The sequence below is a fragment of the Vibrio sp. La 4.2.2 genome (assembly GCF_027586995.1).
GTDB classification, from domain to species: domain Bacteria; phylum Pseudomonadota; class Gammaproteobacteria; order Enterobacterales; family Vibrionaceae; genus Vibrio; species Vibrio mediterranei.
In genome coordinates, this window is the sequence record NZ_JAPPTJ010000007.1 from 73,588 (window position 1) to 94,027 (window position 20,440).

Sequence of the window (20,440 nt, forward strand, 5' to 3'; positions counted from 1 at the left end):
AGATATTATTGAGACTTTCGTTTTACATTAACAAAGATAACCACGACAAGCCCCAGTGCAAACACGATAGGCGCTCCCCATAGCAACGCATTGTGACGACTCATGGATGGTCGATAAAGAACATGTTCACCGTAACGAGCAACCATAAAGTCCTTCACTTCTTGGTTTGTTTTCCCTTGTTTGATTAATTCGAACACTTTTAGACGAATGTCTTTCGCGACCGGAGAATTTGACTCAATTAAGTTCTGATTTTGACACATCGGGCAACGTAGTGTTTTAGCCAGTTCTATCGCTTGTTTTTGCTGCTTGGGTGAATCAAATTCAAACAGTTCCACGAATTGGCTCTCCGAGCTATGAACAACTGGCGCTAGGATTGAACATAATAAGAGGAAGCCAGTGATTACGATATTCCTAAACAACATTAGTGTCTCCTACACTATTTTCACATTGCACACGCTTAATAGAGAATAACTGAGACAAGAGCATCCAAACTCCAGATAAACAAACCAACAACGCCCCAAACCATATCCATCGCACAAAAGCTTTAAACTGGATGCGAACCGCGTAGTGCTCAGCATCCACTTTATCACCCAATGATATGTATATATCGCCATCCCATTTTGGCGTCATAGAAGGCTCTGTCATGTTCATCACGCGTACGGGATAGTGCCTCTTCTCAGGATAAGCACGTTGTATTTTTGAAGGATTCGATAGTGGAGTAATTTCAATCTCGGCTTGTTCTGAACTGAACGAGCGAGCAACATAGAGGTGGGTATCAAGATAGCGCACGTTAAAATCACCAAACTCTACACTAGAACCCGGTCCTAGCTTTCTTGTCATTTCATACGAATACTCAGCATTCATCGCAGAGCCAAATGCGGCCACCGCAATTCCAACATGTGCCAATATTACTGCATACAGGCCACGATTCATCTTATGACTGTGCAATAGCCGCAGATGAGACAGCATCACCCACACACTGCCCCAGACCGTCATAAATGCCCAAAACGACCACTCTGCACCAACATGTGCGTTATGTTGTGAGTAATACAATACGACGGCAAATGCGGCGATTAAACTGGCAACAAACAAGACCGCCATGAGTGGGGTAAGCACTCGTTTCTCATCAGATTTCCACCGACAAAACGGTACAAAACCCATGACAAATAAAGCAAAAATTGAGAGTGGACCAAACAACAAATTGAAATATGGCGCACCCACAGAAATATTGCCTAAGCCCAAAAGTTCATACACCATAGGATAAAACGTACCAAATACCACAACCATAGTCGCCAACGTAAAGAGGTTTGCAGCAATAAGTATCAGAAAAGGTTTGGTTCGAATGTCAGTGATAGCCTTAGAATGAAGGCTATCCGAACGTAATATCAAAGAAACAAAAGCCAGAACAAAGATGATGGTTAAGATCGCCAACAAACTGAAACCTTTGGTTGGGTCGACCGCAAATGCATGAACAGAAGTCAATACGCCTGAGCGAACAATAAAGGTGCCTAGGATACTCAAGCAGAACGTAATGAATGCAAGAGAATAGGTCCAGAACACCAACTGACGGTGTTTAGCAAGCATCATAGTGTGTATTAGCGCGCAACTGGTTAACCAAGGTAGCAATGAGGCATTCTCCACAGGATCCCAGAACCACCAGCCTCCCCAACCGAGTTCGTAATACGCCCACCAAGAGCCGACAGCGATACCCGCAGTCAAAAATAGCCACGCAACTACGGCGCACACTCTTGCGCTTACCACCCACTGGGTTGAACTGGCCGAAGTTCCCAAAGACGAAGTAAACAGTGAACCCAAGGCTAGCGCTAATACCGATGCAAACCCGACATAGCCGACGTACAACAATGGCGGGTGAATGATAAGACCAATGTCTTGAAGCATGGGGTTTAAGTCTCTGCCTTGAGTTGGTATTACGGCATTTAATTCAAATGGATTAGACGCAAGCAATGTAAACCAAGCAAATATGGCGACGATAAGCTGCATTAACCACATAGCATGTCGCCTGACAGAGTCTTGAACGAAAGAAAGAGCCGCACCCCAAAGTGACAGCGTCACCACCCAGAATAGCATCGATCCCTGATGGCCACCCCAGGTAGCAGCAATCTTGTAACCAAGATGAAGTTGACTGTTTGAATTGTCTGAAACGTATTTTATTGAGTAATCATCAACAGCGAAGGCGACAGCAAGTACCACGATAGCAGCAACCGCAAATAGCATGCTTAGTAATGTCAGTAACTGCACTACTTTATCTAGGTGCAGTCTGTGTTGCAGCAGCAGTCGATAGGAGACGACTCCGCTCATGCTCGCTAAACTACTCGTGACAGCAACGACTATCAAAGTGAATAATCCAATGTACCCGATCATGTAACCTCTATGTTGTTGCCAAGAGTGAAAACGACTCTATTACTCTTCTAAAACACACTCGATATAGATTTGTGCAGAGAGTGCTTTAGAAGATCCCCGCTTTCACGGGGATAGTATATTTAGACTACCGTCATTTGGCCTGCATAAAGCACAAACGTACGTAGCATCAAAACACCGATTAAGCTAAGGCTTGTGACGACTAGGATAAAGCCGTGGTTGTGCTTTGCCTTTTCAGAACTAAAGAAGTTCATTGCCAAAGGTAACAACATACCCATACCGATAACGCCATACCAGAACCAGTTAGACCAGAATCCACCGCCGATAGCATTCCAAGCGGCCGCTTCGTTTTGACCACCACTAAAGATAAGACCGGTAAAGAAGGTAACGATGACAAACAGTTCGAACAAAACGACAGGACGTTCAAAGCTGTGTACCCATTTGACACTTGGGCTATGCGCATCTTCTTTAAACACCAAAATCCCAAATAATAGACTTGCAGCGGCACCCGACGACAGACTTGAGAACAAGAACAAAATCGGAAGCACGGGGTTGTTAAGCATAGGATAGGTTTTCAATGCCGATAATAAGAAGCCAGTATAAGCCGCTAATACGATAGCTAAGAAACCTAAAAACAACTCCAAACCATTCTCAATTTTCTCGAACTTAATCAGAATGTTCTCTACAAAATCGAACTTGCTTCCCAAAACATCCATAATTGGCTTTCTGAAAATCATGCCAATCCACACAAACAAGACAACCATGTAGACTTGGAATAAGATCACACCCATCGACATCACTGACGTTGGGTTGAAGTAAATCATAATTTTCCAAAACTCGAGTGGCTTGGTTAAGTGGAATACCAAGATCAACAGACCAACAATAATGCCAAATGGCGCCAACCAGGCCATAGCCTTCAGGATGCCATTTTGCGCTGGATCGCCTTCTATGACTTTTCGCTTAAGATAAATCGCTATCAGTGCAGAACCCGCGGACATGCCAGCCAAAAATAGATAGATCGCAATAATCCAATCCCACACAAGAGAGTCGAAATGAAAGGCAGTTTCCCAAGTACTCATACTATACCTCCCCCTTATGGAACGGAACTTTGAACAGTTTAGGCTTAGTCCCTAATTGTTCTTTATCACGGTATATCACCTTGATACTCTTCATCTTATTAATATCGCTGTTTGGATCATTCAAATCACCAAACACCAAAGCGTTAGTTGGACAACTTTCCACACACGCCGGTAACTTGCCTTCGGCTAAATTGGTGTCACGACAGAAGTTACATTTATCTGCAGAGCGAGTTTCCGGATTGAAGAAGCGCACTTGGTAAGGACATGCTGCTAAGCAATAACCACAACCTACGCATTTTTCATTGTGTACATCGATGATGCCTGTTTCTTCATCTTTATAAGCTGCACCTGTTGGGCACACATAAACACAAGGAGGGTTTTCACAATGTTGGCAGGAATCACGAGTAAATCGATACTCCACATCTGGAAACTCACCAATAGGCTCTGAGCGGTGAATTTCCAAGCGGGAAACACCTTCCGGTACTTTGTTGACTTCACGACAAGCGTCTGTACAAGCGGTACAACCAATGCAGGCATTTTCATCATGCAACATGCCATAGCGCACCGCTTTTTTGGTGTCATCACTCGCTACCGACTGTCGAGAAGTTAACACTGAAGTTGTTGCCACCCCCGTGGTAAAGATGACAGCGCCTGTGCCAGCGAGAAAATTTCGTCTTGAACAACTCATATTACTTGCCCTCCTCTTCACGTTTTTCGTTGAAGTCTTTGTGGCAATCGACACACATCTTAATAGTTGCTTTGTGGTCGTAAGAAAGTACTTTCGCTTTCTCGGCATGCACTGAGTGGCAATTGGTGCAGGTTAGGTTTTTCGCATGCACATCATGAGTCCAGCTATCTTCGCGCAAATATTGCGGCTGATGACATTCGGTGCATCGGCTGTTTGCTTTGAGGATAGCTTCAGGGTCTAACCATGTTTTATCGGAACCCGGCTGAGACTGCGCAGGATGATATTTAATGACCGTAGAACCACCGTCACGGTGATCTGGACCGATATTACTGTGGCATTGAGTACAATTAACTTCGCTGCCAATGATTTCGATTGCGTCCTCTCCGTGAGAGCCAGCAAGTGTCTGTTTAGAGTCTTTGTGACACTGAACGCATTTATAGTCCTTGTCACGAATCAACTCCACCTTATGCCGTTGAGATACCCCTTCTTTTTCGAGGGCTGCTTCATCAGCTAAGGCATTGAGTGAATAACCATAGAGAGTAAATGCTAGGAGGGCCTGAAGCATTATCACCATGGTCAATTTAACATTGCCCATTGTATCCTTTCCTTAAACCCAATATTGAAGGTAAAACCTACAAAGTCAGATTAATAATTAATAACTTTCCTCTAGTAATTACTTGAATTAAGTCATTACCAACGAAATGTAATCAATTCTTATTTAGGATGAGCCACAACGCTTCACATGACGATCATAGTTTCCGATGTGTTATTTGCCTATCACTTTAGAGGTAATTAGTGAGCAATATCACTAATGTTTGTGTGTGAATTTTTACATAACTTCCATTTTAAAATGATAATTAATATCATCACAAATAAGGACGCATACCCCTTTAGGGTTAGTTGAAAATAGATGTGAACTCAATCACTTAGATAAATTGATCTAAAACAGTAAACGCCCCGACATGTAATTAAGTATTAATGGATATGAGCTAATATTAACAGGTCTTAATAAGATAAGACGTCTCCAAATCTTATTTAGGGAAATAGCCCCACAACGCATTTCAAAAATTAGAATATGGAGATAACACTGTGAAAAAGCACTGGATTCTAAGTTCCGTTGCTGCAATAGCTCTATTAGGCGCCGCGAGTGTGCCAGCTTATGCAGCATCAGAAGAAGGGTTGATTGACCCTCGAAATCAAGCATACGAAAAAGATCATCCCGATCAATATAAAACGTGGAAAGAAACAAGTGAAAGTGAAGAAATAGAAGATGCATTAGCGCATGACCCTAATATGGTCATCCTATGGGCAGGCTATGGCTTTGCTAAAGACTATAATAAGGCGCGCGGTCACTTTTATGCGTTAGACGATGTAAGACAAACACTGAGAACAGGCGGTCCAACAGATCCTAAATCAGGCCCTATGCCGATGGCATGTTGGAGCTGTAAAAGCCCAGATGTTGGTCGTGTGATCGATGAACGTGGCGAAGATGGCTACTTTGAAGGCAAATGGGCAAGACTAGGTCCAGAAATCTCTAACCCTATAGGCTGCGCTGACTGTCACGATACTCGGAGTGACGCGTTTAAAAACGGCGAGCCTGCATTGGCAATCGCAAAGCCGTATGTAGAACGTGCATTCGAAGCTATTGGCAAGAAGTTTGACGAACAATCTCGCTTAGACCAGCAAGCATCTGTCTGTGCTCAGTGTCACGTAGAGTACTACTTCACTGGCCCAACGAAAGCGGTTAAGTTCCCGTGGGATATGGGAACAACTGTTGGTGAAATGGAAGAGTACTACGATGCATTGAACTTCAAAGATTGGCAACATGCAGTTTCTAAAGCGCCAATGCTAAAAGCTCAACACCCAGGATACGAAACTTGGCGTGATGGTATCCACGGTAAGAACGGTGTAGTTTGTGTTGACTGTCATATGCCTAAAGTGACCAAAGAAGATGGTACGGTCTTTACTGACCACAAAGTTGGTAACCCATTTGATCGCTTCGAAGATACTTGTGCTAATTGTCACACTCAAACGAAAGAGCAATTACAAGGCATCGTTTCAACGCGCAAAGCTCAGGTTCTTAATATGAAGCTTACCGCTGAAAAGCAAATCGTTGCCGCTCACTTTGAAGCTGGTGCTGCATGGGATGCAGGTGCGACAGAAGAAGAGATGAAACCTATCTTGATGGATATTCGTCATGCACAATGGCGCTGGGACTATGCCATCGCTTCTCATGGTGTGCATATGCACGCTCCAGAAGTGGCACTTGAGGTGCTTGGTACATCAGTGGACAAAGCAGCAGATGCACGTGCGAAACTTATCCGACTGCTTGCTAAGAAAGGCATCACTGATCCGGTAGAAATCCCTGATATCTCAACTAAAGAGAAAGCTCAAGCAGCATTAGGTATGGATATGGATAAGATGAACGCTGAGAAACAGCACTTCTTAGAAACCGTCGTACCTGAGTGGGACAAAGAAGCAGAAGCAAGAGAAGCGAAGTACTAATATTTCACTAATATGATTCTGTGATCTATTCGATTATTAGTTAAAGCCCCAACCACTTAGTTGGGGCTTTTTGCTACCATTAAGTCTATGACTATCAGACACCTAAATTGGCGCTCTATGAAAAAGCATCTCGCACTTGTTCTCTGCGTAGTAAGCTCTCCCCTACTTGCAGGCACTTACAACAGCGTTTCTGTCGGCACAACTAGTGACGGTGGTTTTGGCGTAGGTCTTTATCACGATCGTAATTTAAGCTTCGGCTTTTACAGCAACTTGGCTGGTGGAACGGGCCCTAACAATGATGATTTCGCTCTTAATGTGGGTCTAGTAAAATCTTTGAGTGAGAATTTTGTCGGTTATGTTGGTGCCGGAATTGCCAACCGAAGCGAAGAGCAGTTCAATGGTTCTCCAATCAAAACTTATGACTCATCACTCCGTTTTAATGGCAATATTGGATTGTTGTTTAAAACTGGCGTCACCGGTTTCACCGCTGATGTAGGTTATAACACCGGTCTTGAGGCTGCTTACTTTGGTGTAGGCTACACCTATTAGTGGCTACCAGTAATTTTCACTCGCAAAATTACCCGGCTTACGACGCAGATGTTTAGTAAGTCCTAGCTCTAGCAGTGTCTCACTTGTATCTTTGACCATTGCAGGGTTTCCACAAATATATACAAAGCTGTCTGGCGCACTCAGCGCTAAGCCCACCTGTTTCTGAACCTCCCTATTAAGTAGTAACTCGGGAATTCGACCTCTAAGACTAGTGGGATGCGCTTCTCTTGACACCACAGAAACGAAATGAAACTTGTCGCCCAACGCGTTTTTCGCGCATTCGATAGAGTCTGAGTATACTAATTCACTTTGGGTTCGGACGGCGTGGACAAGAACGATGCTATCAAAGCGTTTGGCAATCGAGTCATCTTCTAAAATAGAGAGAAAGGGACCAATCGCCGTACCGGTAGAGAGCATCCAAAGCGCTTTGGCATAATCCGGTATTTCTTCTAGAGTCATAAAACCCGAAGGCTGTTTACCGACAAACAGTTTGTCTCCCACCTCTAGGTCGTTTAATTTCGGCGACAGTTGACCGTTGTCATCGGCAATGATGAGAAACTCCAGATGATCTTTGCCATAAGGATGTTTCGGGTGATTCACCATAGAATAAGCTCGACGAACCCATTCGCCGTCTGAGTTCAGTAAACCCAATTTAGTAAACTGACCAGCGACATAAGTCTCTATCGATGCTGCCACTTCAAGGCTGAAGAGCTTTTCTGTCCACTGCTTCTTAGCGAGTACACGCCCTTCAACCAAACCGTTAGGAACCAACACATTATCTATGTTCGCCATACTTTACCTCCGATGAAGAAAACATAAGCTTCTGTTCATCATAGAGCTAAATCCGACAAAATTTAAACTACAGTTTATGAGGGAATTAGGACTTTCGAACCATTTCATCATAGATTTAAATAACAGATGAAAGAAATTCTCAACTTTCCGGTCTAACTATATTGTGTGTCGTAAAAAGGATGTGTTAGTGACCATGAAACCTTGTTTTCCAGCTGTGCCACTAGATGTGCCTAGCGAAAGTCCAGTTCGCTACTGGTTGCACGAATACCAACATCGACTACTTGAATTTACCGACATGGAACGCAAGGCACTTTCACGCCTTTTGCCATTGCTAGTATGTGGTGAACAATCTTCTCAATGGGTGTTTTACAACGAATCAGTGAGGCAAAAAGAAAGTCCCTTAGCAATTGCCGCCAACGATTTTGAGCGTATCGTTGCCGATGAGAAATACCATGAAGAGGCTCTAGAGTGGGTTCGTCATCAAATTGAAGAACCTGCAGATATACTTGCAATAAAAAGACGCAGCCAGCGCTTCTTTGCCTCATTGGGAGCAAGAAAAACATTCGAAGAGCACTTTGCTCAAATCGCTTGTTTGGATGCCCTAGTGTGTAAGTTGATGCTGTTTATTGAGAAAGGCTCTTTGGGACCACATCATCCTTTTACTCTCCTTTGCCGCGCCATCAAACAGGATGAGGCCAGGCATGTCTCTGTATCGAAGCTTCACGCCATAGAACTTGGATACGATAAATCTCGATGGCGTGAGCTGAACACCAACATCTCAGACAAGCTATATGAGCTACTCAATACCGAACGTGACGCGTTTGAAGTACTTGGAGTAAATCTAGACATGATTTTCGAGACTAAAGAGGGATAATTTATGACTGCAACTTTTCTACCCGGGCGCGTTTCACTGCTTGCCGCCAGCCATCAATTTCCCGAGCAACACTTATCAAATGAGCAACTACTCGACGCACTTGAGCAACTTTCCGGAAAGCGCTTTGCCAGAGTGGCAGCAAGGATAGTTCCTTTTCTTGGCATTGAAGGTCGTCATTTTTCACGCAGCATTCACTCTCATACTAGCGAGCCAAATCCGAGCAACTCTGATCTTGCAGTTCATACCATTAAAAATTTGCTCGCAAACTCTCAACATACTCTCTCTGATATTGATTATCTTATTGGTCATACGACAACGCCAGACACTCAGCTTCCTCCCAGCATCGCATGGGTAGCCGAAAAGCTTAGATACCAAGGTCCGTTTATGGAACTGCGACAAGCTTGTACAGGATTCGCAAGTGCTTTACAAATCGCCATTCCGCGCCTTGCTATGCTCAACAAGCCCATCGCCATCGTAGGTAGTGAAACAGGATCTGTGTATTTCGATTACGACAAAGGTTTTCTCGACCAGTCTCAGTTGGTGAATTACATGCAAATGGGAGACGGTGCTGGAGGGGTCATTATTGGACCTGAGACAAGCGAAGGAATAGGTACGATATCGCACTGTTTCACTGGTCAAATTGGTATAGATAAGTCACCGGGTTTATCTCTCGACGGCGGCTCTGCATCTGTTTACACTCAAGCGGGAAAGGCGCGCTTTCATCATAGCGCAACCGATGTCCGTAAAAGTGGCGAAGCCTTGTTTCAAGCGAGTATTCTCGCGCTGAGAGAGCAAGGTTTTGAGTTGGACGATTTTGACTACATCATCCCCCACCAAGCAAGTGGGCGAATCGATAGTATGCTGGCTGAAGCTTTGGATATAGACCCGAATAAGATCATCAATGATGCTAAACATTGGGGAAATCTAGGCTCTGCTGCGATTTGGTGTAGTTTTTCAAATCTAGTTCATAGCCATAAGCTTACGGTGGGAAGTAAGGTCGTTATTCTTGGCGCAGAAGCCACCAAATACATGTATGGCGGCTTTATCTATACGCACAAAAGTTGAGGCTCTAAAGATTACCAGTAAGCATTTAATTGCCGCTCATGCGTTTCGCTTGATTAATTTTCTCAATAATAGCCGCTCTATCAATCCCTGGTCGATTGGAATCAAGGATTTTCGTCCAAATTTCAATCGCTTTGTTGTGTTCTGAATGTAGAAAATAGTCAGACGCAACAAGTAGCAATGCGGTGTCGTTGTACTCATCCATTTCGAGTGCTTTATCAAGAAACTGCTGCACTTCAGGGGTAATCGTTTGCGACTCATCAAAGTACTTCGCCGTCGCTATTGCCGCATACTGACCAGCGTAAGGGGTCTCAGACAGTCGAATTGAGTAGTCAAAACAAGTAATCGCCGCATCAAACTCAGAGCTTTGCATATAAAGCTGCCCTAACCTAAACCAATCTTTCGCATCATTAGGGTTCTGTTTTAGTGCTTGCTGCAGTTCTTGCATCATGGATTCACCATTTTTAAATGGTGCAGCAAGTTCGAGCTCAGGGAGTGTATTGCGCATTTGTGACCAAATACCCAAAGAAATACCACAGACGAGGACGCTAGCGGCAGCAGAAAACAAAAAACGTTGTTTACGGCTACCTAGGCTTTTTAGACTCAGCAACGCGATAATGAAAACGACAATGCCGCAAAGTAAAGCGAATAGATAGATATTGAAGGACAATGCTTGTTACTCAAGATAAAAAAGAACCGACATTATATCGGTTCCCGTTAAGATTCACTGTGAGTTCGTGGTCGTTTTCTAGAACACTCGGCGTTTTAACCCGGCTCTTTCGAGGATTCTGGTTGAAATTTCTTCAACGGATAATGAGGACGTATTGATGTACGGAATTGCTTCTCGTCTAAATAAAGACTCCACACTTGCCAGCTCTTGAAGACACTGCTCAGTACTTGCGTAATCACTACCTGCCAATCGATTTTCTCGTATTTCAGTTAAACGCTCAGGATCAATGGTTAAACCAAACAGTTTGTGACGATGAATTTCAAATTCAGGCATCAATCGAAGACGCTTAATATCGTCATCGATAAACGGATAATTCACCACACGCAAACCAAATTGCATGGCTAGATAAAGACTTGTTGGTGTTTTGCCGCTACGAGAGACACCGAGCAGTATTATATCAGCTTGATCAAGGTTCTTGAGTGAAATCCCATCGTCGTGAGCAAGGGTATATTCAATTGCTGCAATACGATCAAAGTACTTATCCGTATCCTTCCCCACGCTGTGAGAACGTTGCAATTTAGGTTTCGGTTCTAGCTGCAAATCGTCCTTCACTTGCGCCACTATACTTTCCAACACATCGTAGCAATACGCAGAAGACTGCATAAGACCTGCGCGAATTTCAGGTACAACAATGGAGAAAAACACTAACGGTTTTACACCGTTGCGTTCATAAGATTGATTAATTTCCCTAATGAGTTCATCAAGCTTATGTGCGCTTTCGACAAATGGAAACGTTTTCTCATTCGCAGTGAACGGAAACTGTCCTAAAACCACGTGTCCCAATGTCTCGCAAGTAATCGCTGTTCCGTCAGAAACGTAGAACACGTCACGACTTTGACCATTATTTTTCATTTTTTATTTAATTTTTCAAAAAAATTTAAGTAGGATGCATTACATAATATCGATAACAAACCCTAGCATTCAATAACGTTCCCCCACAGTTTTGAAAAATAGTTAACTATTTTTTTACTGAATACGTAATCGATTGCTATATCCTACAGCTGCAATGTTTCTGGAGATAGACATGCAACAAAACAACACCCTTTGGTTCAATGGCCTGTCCATGGACGATGTCGATAAGGTCGGCGGTAAGAATGCTTCACTGGGCGAGATGGTTTCCAATCTTGCTAATGCGGGAGTGTCAGTACCGAATGGCTTTGCGACGACGTCTTATGCCTTCAACCAGTTCCTCGATTTCGAAGGATTGGATGAGCGCATTCATGGCCTACTAGACGAACTTGATGTTGATGATGTTGACGCACTGCGTAAGACAGGCGCGACCATCCGTCAATGGGTATTAGAAGCCCCATTCCCTGCTGACCTAGAGCAGGACATTAGAGACAATTACCAAGAACTCATTGAAGGTAACACAGAGCTATCTGTAGCAGTTCGCTCTTCTGCGACTGCGGAAGACTTACCAGATGCCTCATTTGCTGGCCAGCAAGAAACATTCTTAAATGTAAAAGGCATCGAGGCCGTTCTTGAAGCCACTAAACACGTATACGCTTCGCTATTTAATGACCGTGCGATTTCGTATCGTGTCCATCAAGGTTTTGACCACCGCGGTATCTCACTATCGGCTGGTATTCAGCGTATGGTGCGTTCTGATCAAGCATCATCCGGCGTGATGTTCACCTTAGATACTGAATCTGGCTTTGACCAAGTCGTGTTCATTACATCGGCTTGGGGTCTAGGTGAGATGGTCGTTCAAGGCGCCGTTAACCCAGATGAGTTTTACGTCCACAAACCGCTTCTTGAACAAGGACAAGCGCCGATTGTTAAAAAGACCTTCGGCTCCAAACTCATTAAAATGGTGTACTCCAACAATCAAGAAATTGGTAAACAGGTCGACATCATTGACACGTCTGATGCAGAGCGTAACCAGTTCTCGCTAACTGATGAAGAAATCAAAGAACTTGCTAAACAAGCGATGATCATCGAAAAGCACTACCAGCGTCCAATGGACATTGAATGGGCAAAAGATGGCATTGATGGCAAGCTCTACATCGTTCAGGCACGCCCAGAAACAGTATGCTCTCAAAGTGAACAAAATGTCATCGAACGTTTCCAACTGAACAACAAAGCAGACGTGTTAGTCGAAGGCCGTGCTATTGGCCAACGCATCGGTACAGGTCCAGTTAGATTGGTCGATTCACTTGACCAGATGTCACTGGTTCAAGAAGGAGACGTGCTAGTGACTGACATGACCGACCCTGACTGGGAACCTGTCATGAAAAAGGCCTCTGCAATTGTCACCAACCGAGGCGGCCGTACTTGCCACGCTGCAATCATCGCTCGTGAACTAGGTATCCCAGCTATCGTTGGTTGTGGTAACGCAACAGATAGCCTTGCCGATGGCGCGACCGTAACTGTTTCTTGTTCAGAAGGCGAAACGGGCTACGTTTATCAGGGAGAGCTTGAGTTTGAAGTACGACGCTCAGCCGTTGACGAATTGCCTCTTCTACCGACTAAAGTAATGATGAACGTTGGTAACCCAGATCGTGCCTTTGACTTCGCTCAAATCCCTAATGAGGGCGTAGGTCTAGCACGTCTTGAGTTTATCATTAACAAAATGATAGGGATTCACCCGAAAGCCCTACTTAACTTCGACCAGCAATCTCCAGAGCTACAAGCTGAAATTACTCAGCGCATTCGCGGCTACGATGACCCGATCGATTTTTATGTGAGCAAACTCACTGAAGGTATTGCTACGATTGCCGCTGCTTTCTGGCCTAAACGTGTGATTGTTCGTATGTCTGACTTTAAGTCGAATGAATACAGCAACCTCGTCGGTGGTAAAGCATTTGAACCACACGAAGAAAACCCTATGCTTGGCTTCCGGGGTGCGTCTCGCTACATTTCACCGGTATTCGAAGATTGCTTTGAGTTAGAAACTCGCGCATTAAAACGTGTACGCAATGAAATGGGTCTGAAGAACGTTGAAATCATGATTCCATTCGTGCGAACACCAAGCGAAGCTGCCCAAGTTATCGACTTACTGGCTAAGTTTGAACTGCGCCGTGGAGAACAAGGTCTTAAGGTCATTATGATGTGTGAACTGCCTTCAAACGCAGTTTTAGCTGACGAATTCCTTAAGTATTTTGACGGCTTCTCCATCGGTTCAAACGATATGACACAATTAACACTTGGCTTAGACCGAGATTCTGGAGACGTGGCACATCTGTTTGACGAACGTAACCCAGCAGTCAAAGCGATGTTGAAAATGGCTATCGATGCAGCAACACAAGCTGGCAAATATGTCGGCATCTGTGGTCAAGGTCCTTCCGACCATGACGATTTAGCAGAATGGCTAATGGAACAAGGCATCAGCTCAGTATCCCTGAACCCAGATACTGTTATTGATACCTGGTTGAAATTGGGTAATGTTGCTAAGCAATAAATAGCTGCACGTTATGACTAAGCCAGAGCCGTTTGCTCTGGCTTTTTTGTTAGCAGAATGCCTGTTTTGGTTAGTTTTGAGCACGTTAGTCACGTGTTTTAACCAAAGGTTCCGTTTTATTTTTGCAATAATACTTGTCGACTTTTTCACTTTTTAATTGCGCTATCTCAAGCCTATTCTGGATAGGCAGACCAAAGCTCTACATATGAGGTAACGCTATGAGAAAATCCATTGCAATTGTTGCGGGTGTACTTACCTGTGTATCTGTTGGTGCTTATGCCACCGAGTCAACTGCCCAAGATACTGAAAATTCCGTTGACTACGTTCAAGTTAGAAACGGTATCGCTTACCAAGTAAACGAAACCACACCTTTCACCGGTGAACTTACACGCAAATATAACTCCGGGCAAAACGCACTTCATGTCCGATTTGCTAACGGTAAAGCCGTAGGTGCAGAAACCACTTACTATCCAAATGGTCAGGTCTCTTCTACCATCAATTACAAGGACGGTCTCGCAGACGGAGATTGGAAACAGTGGTATGAAAATGGACAGTTGAAAGTCGATGCTGAATATAAAGGAGGCGTATTAAATGGCGCTTTCGATGAGTGGTCCTATAATGGTCAAAAACTTGTCTCAGCGAAGTATGATGATGGCGAACTGCAAGGTAAGTTATCTTCTTGGTATGAGAATGGCCAACCACGATCAGTTGAAAACTATGATTCAGGCAAGAAAGACGGTCTAGCCATTAGCTACTATCCAAATGGAAACAAAGCTTACGAAGCAACTTACGATCAAGGTGACATCAATGATGGCATCGTGACCAAATACGCACCTGATGGACAGAAACAATATGAAGTAACCGTCAAAGATAACAAGATGGTCTCTGAACAGCATTGGTTTGATAATAAATCCTAGTCCATCAGTTTAGCCTTTCGGAGGAGATGCTTATGTTTACTACCCTACCATCACCACGCCCAGACATACTGGTCATTGAATTTGATGACAACGTCGATTTAGTGCAAGAAAAACACATTATCGCTGAGGTAGACAAGCTATTGGCAGAACATGAAAGAATTAGTGTGATGGCAATACTTGATGAAAGTGCTAACTGGTCGCTTGCGGCAGGATTTAAGGACATTGTCTGGACACTGACAAATCTAAAACGAATCGAAAAAGTAGCAATCGTTGCTGACAGCAAGGTTATTACTTGGTTGGTGAATGCGGATGCTATTATCGCTCGAATGTTTGATATTCAAGAAAAAGCATTCGCCTCAGCCGACTTTGAACAAGCTTGGAATTGGATTCAAGCTCCCAAGTAGTCGCATTCAACGTAAGATCATTGAAAGTCCACAGACAGTAAATATCAAAGCCAGATCCTTAGGGTCTGGCTTTCTTGGTCAGGCTAAACTGCTTGCACTCATTAATCTAGGTGCTCAATAAGCCAAACCTCTTCAGCAAATCGAGTTAAGCCTTGTTTTATGCGACGATGATTATCGTCTGCCTCATCCCGTTCCAACAACGTTAAACGGTATTCTTCACCAAAATATGCCTTTACTTCACTCGACGGAACACTAAACGGGGGCCCGGACATTTCAGCTTGGACATAATCAAGTGTAATCAATAGGATTCGACCACTCGGCATTAGAGAGCGCTTCAAGTTCTCGACGTATAAGGCTCTTAGTTCTTCCGGCATCGCGATGAGTGCAGCACGGTCATAGATAAGCTCTACAGGTCGTATAGGAGCTGTGAAATAGTCACCTACGTAAATATCTAACTCGTCAAACTGATACAACTCAAATTGGCCATTAATTGGAGTGACCATTGGCGTATAGAAATGCTCGGCAAAAAAGGCACGTACAGCGATCTGACTGAGCTCTACACCTTGAACGCTATCGTGGCGTTGTGCTAGCCAAACAAGGTCCTCAGATTTACCACAAAGCGGCACAAACACACCATCAGTGCGGTTTGGTTTTACTTGGTTCCAGTATTTGATAAGCAACGGGTTCACATCTTCCAGATGAAAGCCAATTTTATTCGATGCCCATTTATCATGCCACAATTCAAAATCGTTCATTTATCGTTCATATTCGGTGTGGATAATCATTAACGTAGAGTTTACAGAATGAGGACAAAAAGTCATGCCTCTGAAGGTAACTTTATTGCGAGACTTAGGTCACACATCAGACACTGTTTCGTGTTTTTAGGTTGGGTTCGGTAAGTTAGTCCCCATACTATAGGTAGTGCAACTCCTGAACGTTATCGTCCTTTTTGCATACCGTTTTCGTAACGTAACTAGGAGAGAGAATGAGCATGTTTCTTCGTACCGCAGCACTAATGCTATTGGTACTCAGCCGCGCACCTGCATTTGCGGCAACGCTTAATCAATCCGATTCAACTACTTCAAAAGGAAACCAAGAACAGAACGAAGTTTGTCCATCTGTATTCAAACATAGCCTAAGTGGCTTATATGGCATCGATGCTGTTAACAGCAACGCACTTCAACCGCATTCTGACTTTGATATCTTGTATAGCAAAGCCCACCAAGCTCAGCACGAATTAGAGTCGCTGTGTAAAACTACCGCCCTACTTACTGGTACCGACGCTTATTTCGCAGGCGTGAAATCTTATGACCGTGCACAGGAAAAAATCCGTACTGAACTTAATGGTGAAGTAAATCAAATCACCGACTTAGCTCGTGGCACAATCGTAGCTGATGATGTTGAAGGTCTTGTAGGTGCTTATGAAACTCTCAATCGCGAAGCCAAAGTCGTTCGTGTTAAAAACCGCTTCAAGAGTCCTGCGCCTTCTGGCTACCGTGACTTGAATATTTTGGTTCAACTTCCTAAGACCGGAATCATTGCAGAAGTTCAGCTTCACTTGAAAGCCATTGCCGACGTGAAAAGCGGTCCAGAGCATGATCTTTATGAGATAATTCAAGGCATCGAGCGCAACGCAGCCTCACAAGATCGTAGCTTAAACGATATTGAAACTGCGCAAATCACCAGCTTAAGAAGACAATCTCTAGAGCTTTATCAAAATGCGTGGCAGCCATACATTACTACCAATATTAAAGCGGCATAGTGTCGCTTTAGTCTTGACTCTTTAACGAGTAAATTCATCGACAAAAAAACAAAAAGACCACATATTGTGGTCTTTTTGTTTTCTAAAGTAAGAACTTAATCTACTTTGATGTTCTCGACTCGTGCCTTCAGTTTTTGGCCGGGACGGAATGTAACTACGCGTCGAGCAGAAATTGGAATATCTTCACCAGTCTTAGGATTTCGACCAGGACGTTCATTCTTGTCTCTCAAGTCAAAATTACCAAAACCCGACAGTTTTACCTGTTCGCCACTTTCGAGTGATTTTCTGATTTCTTCAAAAAATACTTCTACCGTTTCCTTGGCATCCCTTTTACTGAATCCGAGTTTCTCAAATAGGTTCTCAGCCAGATCGGCTTTTGTGAGCGCCATAAAACTCCCCTCAAAGCTAATTTAAACCTTACTATCACAGCGATAGCGCTAAACATTTCGTTTGACCAATCAACAACATAACGGTCTAACTTTGAAAAGTGTAAGCCAACCTTCTGATTTTCGCCAACTTTTTTATATCATGGAAATGTCAGGATATTTTCTTATCTATTAGCAAGTTACCGTTTTAATAGCACAAAACAAAAGTTTCAACAGCACACAGAGCCCAACCACAGTCATATATTTCAATTATCTTCGATATATCAGATATAAATAAAATAACAACAAATTACAAAATACCTAACGCAGACCACAGTTTTACAGCATTTATCTTATAAAAACAGTAAGTTGCAGATGCCAGTCAATATGAAACACGTTTAACCCGCTCGACAGAAAGTTATACAATCTAGTGTATAAAGAGCTATATTTTTAGGTTGCATCAGTTCTATGTGATTAAACAAAAAAAAGCGAGCCAATTAAATTGACTCGCTTTTCGAACACTTAGCTAAGTGAATAACTAATAATTAGTCACGCAGTGAAGCACCAAACTTCTCAGATACGTGAGCAACGATTGTATCCACCGCACCAGCGATATCTGCGTCTTCTAGAGTACGTTCAACTGATTGCAACGTTAGTGCGATGGCAAGACTCTTCTTGCCTTCTTCAACACCTTTACCAACGTATACATCGAACAGTTTCGCGTCTTTCAAGAACTCACCACCCTGTTCTAGACACGCAGCAACGATGTCACCTGAAGCTACAGCTTCATCAACAACAACTGCAATATCACGACGGTTTGAAGGGAACTTAGAAAGCTGTACCGCTTCTGGAATCACTTTAGAGTTAATTGCAGACCATTCAATTTCGAACACGATAGTACGGCCATTAAGACCAAACTTACGCTCAAGCTCTGGGTGAACAGTACCAATTACACCAACTTCTTTGCCATCTACGACGATTGCCGCAGACTGACCTGGGTGAAGCGCTGGGTGTTTCGCTGCAGCAAATGAATATGCTTTCTCGTTTGCTGACAGTTCTAGGATCGCTTCTAGGTCGCCTTTAAGGTCAAAGAAGTCAACCGTGTTAGTTTCAATGTCCCAATGCTCTTCGCTGCGTGTACCAGCAATAACACCAGCAAGCATTGGCTCTTGGCGCATACCGTTTTCTGCAGTTTCACAAGGGATGAAACGTAAACCGTACTCAAATAGGCGAACACGTGGCTGCTGACGCTTCTGGTTGTGAACAACCGTGTTAAGTAGGCCCTGAATCAGCCCAAGACGCATTGCTGACATTTCCGCAGAAATTGGGAATGGCAAGACGAGTGGCTCAACGTCAGGAACGATTAGCTTTTGCTGCTCTGGTTCAACGAAGCTATAAGTGATGGCTTCTTGATAACCGCGGTCAACAAGCAGGTTACGAACACGCTTGAGAGGCAGATCCGCTTCAACATGGTTGTGCATCTTAAGTGCTGCTGCTGGGTGCTGGTTTGGAATATTGTCGTAGCCGTAGATACGACCAACTTCTTCAATCAGGTCCTGCTCGATAGCGATATCGAAACGCCATGTTGGTGCTGTTGCCGTCCAACCAGACTCTGATGCCTCAACAGTCAAGCCTAAGCGCTCAAGGATTTCAACGACGTCCGCATCTTCAATGTGATGGCCAAGTAGCGCATCTAGCTTAGTGCGACGCAGTGCTACTGTGTTTGCTTTTGGCAGGTCAGCTTCTGACTCTACACCAACAACTGGTGCTACTTCACCGCCACAGATTTCAACAAGAAGTTCTGTTGCACGCTCCATTGCACCTGTCTGAAGTGCGAAATCCACACCACGTTCAAAACGCATTGAAGAATCGGTGTGAAGACCGTAGCTACGAGCACGACCACGGATGTGGTCAGGTGCGAAGAATGCACATTCTAGCAGAACGTCTTTAGTCTCAGTGGTAACACCAGACTCTTCACCACCAAAGATACCAGCAATTGCCAGTGCTTTATTGTGATCAGCAACAACTAGAGTATCTGCGTTAAGCTCTGCTTCAGTACCGTCTAAAAGTGTTAGCTTCTCACCTTGTTCCGCCATACGTACCACGATGCCACCTTCGATCTTCGCTAGATCGAATGCATGCATTGGTTGGCCTTGCTCTAGTAGAACGTAGTTAGTGATGTCAACGACTGGATCGATTGAACGAATACCACAACGGCGCAGTTTTTCTTGCATCCACAGTGGCGTTTCAGCTTGAACGTTCACGTTCTTAACGATACGACCTAGGTAGCGAGGACACGCTGCTGGCGCTTTCACTTCGATAGAAGCAACATCTGCAATAGACGCTTCAACCGCGTTTACTGCTGGCTCTGTCACATCAGCACGATTTAGAACACCTACTTCACGAGCTAAACCACGAATGCTGAAGCAGTCTGCACGGTTAGCTGTTAGGTCTACGTCTACCGTTACGTCATCAAGACCTAGGAAGTCGCGGAAATCAGTACCGATAACAGCGTCTTCTGCAAGTTCCATGATACCGTCAGACTCAACGTCGATACCCAACTCAGTGAATGAGCAAAGCATGCCGTGTGAAGGCTGACCACGTAATTTCGCTTTCTTGATTTTAAAATCGCCTGGAAGGACAGCACCAACGGTTGCTACTGCTACTTTAAGACCTTCACGACAGTTAGGAGCGCCACAAACGATGTCTAGCAGTTCTTCTGCGCCAACATCAACTTTTGTTACACGTAGTTTATCTGCGTCTGGGTGTTGACCACACTCAACCACTTTACCTACTTTAACGCCAGTGAAAGAGCCAGCTACTGGTAGTACGTCGTCTACCTCAAGACCAGCCATTGTAATTTGGTGCGTAAGCTCGTCAGTCGTAACCGAAGGACTTACCCACTCACGAAGCCATGATTCGCTGAATTTCATT

Annotated in this window: 19 protein-coding genes; 8 read left to right on the forward strand and 11 right to left on the reverse strand. The window is 44.0% G+C overall.

What is annotated here, in order from left to right; all coding sequences use genetic code 11:
* Window positions 1-5 precede the first annotated feature (5 nt).
* The 5 genes from OH456_RS17025 to nrfB all read right to left on the reverse strand — a co-directional run bounded on the left by OH456_RS17025 (window position 6) and on the right by nrfB (window position 4,741).
* Window positions 6-422 (reverse strand): cytochrome c-type biogenesis protein, encoded by a 417-nt coding sequence (locus OH456_RS17025; protein ID WP_124939758.1) that lies wholly within the window; start codon window positions 420-422, stop codon window positions 6-8.
* A complete protein-coding gene (locus OH456_RS17030) occupies window positions 412-2,382 on the reverse strand; it encodes a heme lyase CcmF/NrfE family subunit (RefSeq protein WP_270033937.1) in 1,971 nt (656 codons plus the stop codon). The genes OH456_RS17025 and OH456_RS17030 overlap by 11 nt, the downstream gene beginning before the upstream one ends.
* 119 nt (window positions 2,383-2,501) lie before the next feature.
* Window positions 2,502-3,458 (reverse strand): cytochrome c nitrite reductase subunit NrfD, encoded by a 957-nt coding sequence (gene nrfD / locus OH456_RS17035; RefSeq protein WP_006074224.1) that lies wholly within the window; start codon window positions 3,456-3,458, stop codon window positions 2,502-2,504.
* 1 nt (window position 3,459) lies between these two features.
* Window positions 3,460-4,146 (reverse strand): cytochrome c nitrite reductase Fe-S protein, encoded by a 687-nt coding sequence (gene nrfC, locus OH456_RS17040; RefSeq protein ID WP_006074225.1) that lies wholly within the window; start codon window positions 4,144-4,146, stop codon window positions 3,460-3,462.
* A gap of 1 nt (window position 4,147) precedes the next feature.
* Entirely contained in the window at window positions 4,148-4,741 is a 594-nt protein-coding gene (gene nrfB, locus OH456_RS17045; RefSeq protein WP_006074227.1) for a cytochrome c nitrite reductase pentaheme subunit, read from the reverse strand.
* A gap of 494 nt (window positions 4,742-5,235) precedes the next feature.
* Between nrfB and nrfA the strand changes: the two genes are divergently transcribed.
* Together nrfA and OH456_RS17055 are read left to right on the forward strand one after the other, a co-directional pair.
* Window positions 5,236-6,651 carry an ammonia-forming nitrite reductase cytochrome c552 subunit gene (nrfA, locus tag OH456_RS17050; protein ID WP_270033938.1) on the forward strand — a complete coding sequence of 472 codons (1,416 nt, stop codon included), beginning with the start codon at window positions 5,236-5,238 and terminating at the stop codon, window positions 6,649-6,651.
* A gap of 117 nt (window positions 6,652-6,768) precedes the next feature.
* Complete coding sequence (locus OH456_RS17055) at window positions 6,769-7,200, forward strand: hypothetical protein (protein ID WP_006074231.1); 432 nt, start codon at window positions 6,769-6,771, stop codon at window positions 7,198-7,200.
* A 3-nt stretch (window positions 7,201-7,203) separates the two neighbouring features.
* Here OH456_RS17055 and OH456_RS17060 read toward each other — a convergent pair whose 3' ends face one another.
* Complete coding sequence (locus OH456_RS17060; protein ID WP_006074233.1) at window positions 7,204-7,992, reverse strand: ferredoxin--NADP reductase; 789 nt, start codon at window positions 7,990-7,992, stop codon at window positions 7,204-7,206.
* 187 nt (window positions 7,993-8,179) lie between these two features.
* On the opposite strand from OH456_RS17060, the gene OH456_RS17065 reads away from it, so the two are divergent.
* Window positions 8,180-8,866 carry a hypothetical protein gene (locus OH456_RS17065; protein WP_038222907.1) on the forward strand — a complete coding sequence of 229 codons (687 nt, stop codon included), beginning with the start codon at window positions 8,180-8,182 and terminating at the stop codon, window positions 8,864-8,866.
* A gap of 3 nt (window positions 8,867-8,869) precedes the next feature.
* Window positions 8,870-9,931 carry a 3-oxoacyl-ACP synthase III family protein gene (locus OH456_RS17070; RefSeq protein WP_270033939.1) on the forward strand — a complete coding sequence of 354 codons (1,062 nt, stop codon included), beginning with the start codon at window positions 8,870-8,872 and terminating at the stop codon, window positions 9,929-9,931.
* Window positions 9,932-9,956: 25 nt separating this feature from the next.
* On the opposite strand, the gene OH456_RS17075 is transcribed toward OH456_RS17070, so the two are convergent.
* Window positions 9,957-10,598, reverse strand: coding sequence for a TPR domain-containing protein (locus tag OH456_RS17075; RefSeq protein WP_051868346.1), 642 nt, complete (start codon window positions 10,596-10,598; stop codon window positions 9,957-9,959).
* A 78-nt stretch (window positions 10,599-10,676) separates the two neighbouring features.
* The gene (gene ppsR / locus OH456_RS17080; RefSeq protein WP_038230384.1) at window positions 10,677-11,510 is read right to left on the reverse strand and encodes a posphoenolpyruvate synthetase regulatory kinase/phosphorylase PpsR; all 834 of its coding nucleotides are present in this window, start codon (window positions 11,508-11,510) and stop codon (window positions 10,677-10,679) included.
* 154 nt (window positions 11,511-11,664) lie between these two features.
* On the opposite strand from ppsR, the gene ppsA reads away from it, so the two are divergent.
* From ppsA to OH456_RS17095, 3 genes are all read left to right on the forward strand, one after another.
* A complete protein-coding gene (gene ppsA, locus OH456_RS17085) occupies window positions 11,665-14,058 on the forward strand; it encodes a phosphoenolpyruvate synthase (RefSeq protein ID WP_240205942.1) in 2,394 nt (797 codons plus the stop codon).
* Window positions 14,059-14,276: 218 nt separating this feature from the next.
* Window positions 14,277-14,975 (forward strand): toxin-antitoxin system YwqK family antitoxin, encoded by a 699-nt coding sequence (locus OH456_RS17090; protein ID WP_006074245.1) that lies wholly within the window; start codon window positions 14,277-14,279, stop codon window positions 14,973-14,975.
* Window positions 14,976-15,007: 32 nt separating this feature from the next.
* On the forward strand, window positions 15,008-15,379 hold the full coding sequence (locus tag OH456_RS17095; protein ID WP_062459627.1) for an STAS/SEC14 domain-containing protein: 372 nt from the start codon (window positions 15,008-15,010) through the stop codon (window positions 15,377-15,379).
* Window positions 15,380-15,480: 101 nt separating this feature from the next.
* Here OH456_RS17095 and OH456_RS17100 read toward each other — a convergent pair whose 3' ends face one another.
* Window positions 15,481-16,134, reverse strand: coding sequence for a thiopurine S-methyltransferase (locus OH456_RS17100; RefSeq protein WP_270033940.1), 654 nt, complete (start codon window positions 16,132-16,134; stop codon window positions 15,481-15,483).
* Between the two features lie 230 nt (window positions 16,135-16,364).
* On the opposite strand from OH456_RS17100, the gene OH456_RS17105 reads away from it, so the two are divergent.
* Entirely contained in the window at window positions 16,365-17,141 is a 777-nt protein-coding gene (locus OH456_RS17105; RefSeq protein WP_006074249.1) for a RelA/SpoT domain-containing protein, read from the forward strand.
* A 95-nt stretch (window positions 17,142-17,236) separates the two neighbouring features.
* Here OH456_RS17105 and ihfA read toward each other — a convergent pair whose 3' ends face one another.
* Both ihfA and pheT read right to left on the reverse strand, forming a co-directional pair.
* Window positions 17,237-17,530, reverse strand: coding sequence for an integration host factor subunit alpha (gene ihfA / locus OH456_RS17110; RefSeq protein WP_006074250.1), 294 nt, complete (start codon window positions 17,528-17,530; stop codon window positions 17,237-17,239).
* Between the two features lie 521 nt (window positions 17,531-18,051).
* Window positions 18,052-20,439 carry a phenylalanine--tRNA ligase subunit beta gene (pheT, locus tag OH456_RS17115; RefSeq protein WP_239941930.1) on the reverse strand — a complete coding sequence of 796 codons (2,388 nt, stop codon included), beginning with the start codon at window positions 20,437-20,439 and terminating at the stop codon, window positions 18,052-18,054.
* Window position 20,440 lies beyond the last annotated feature (1 nt).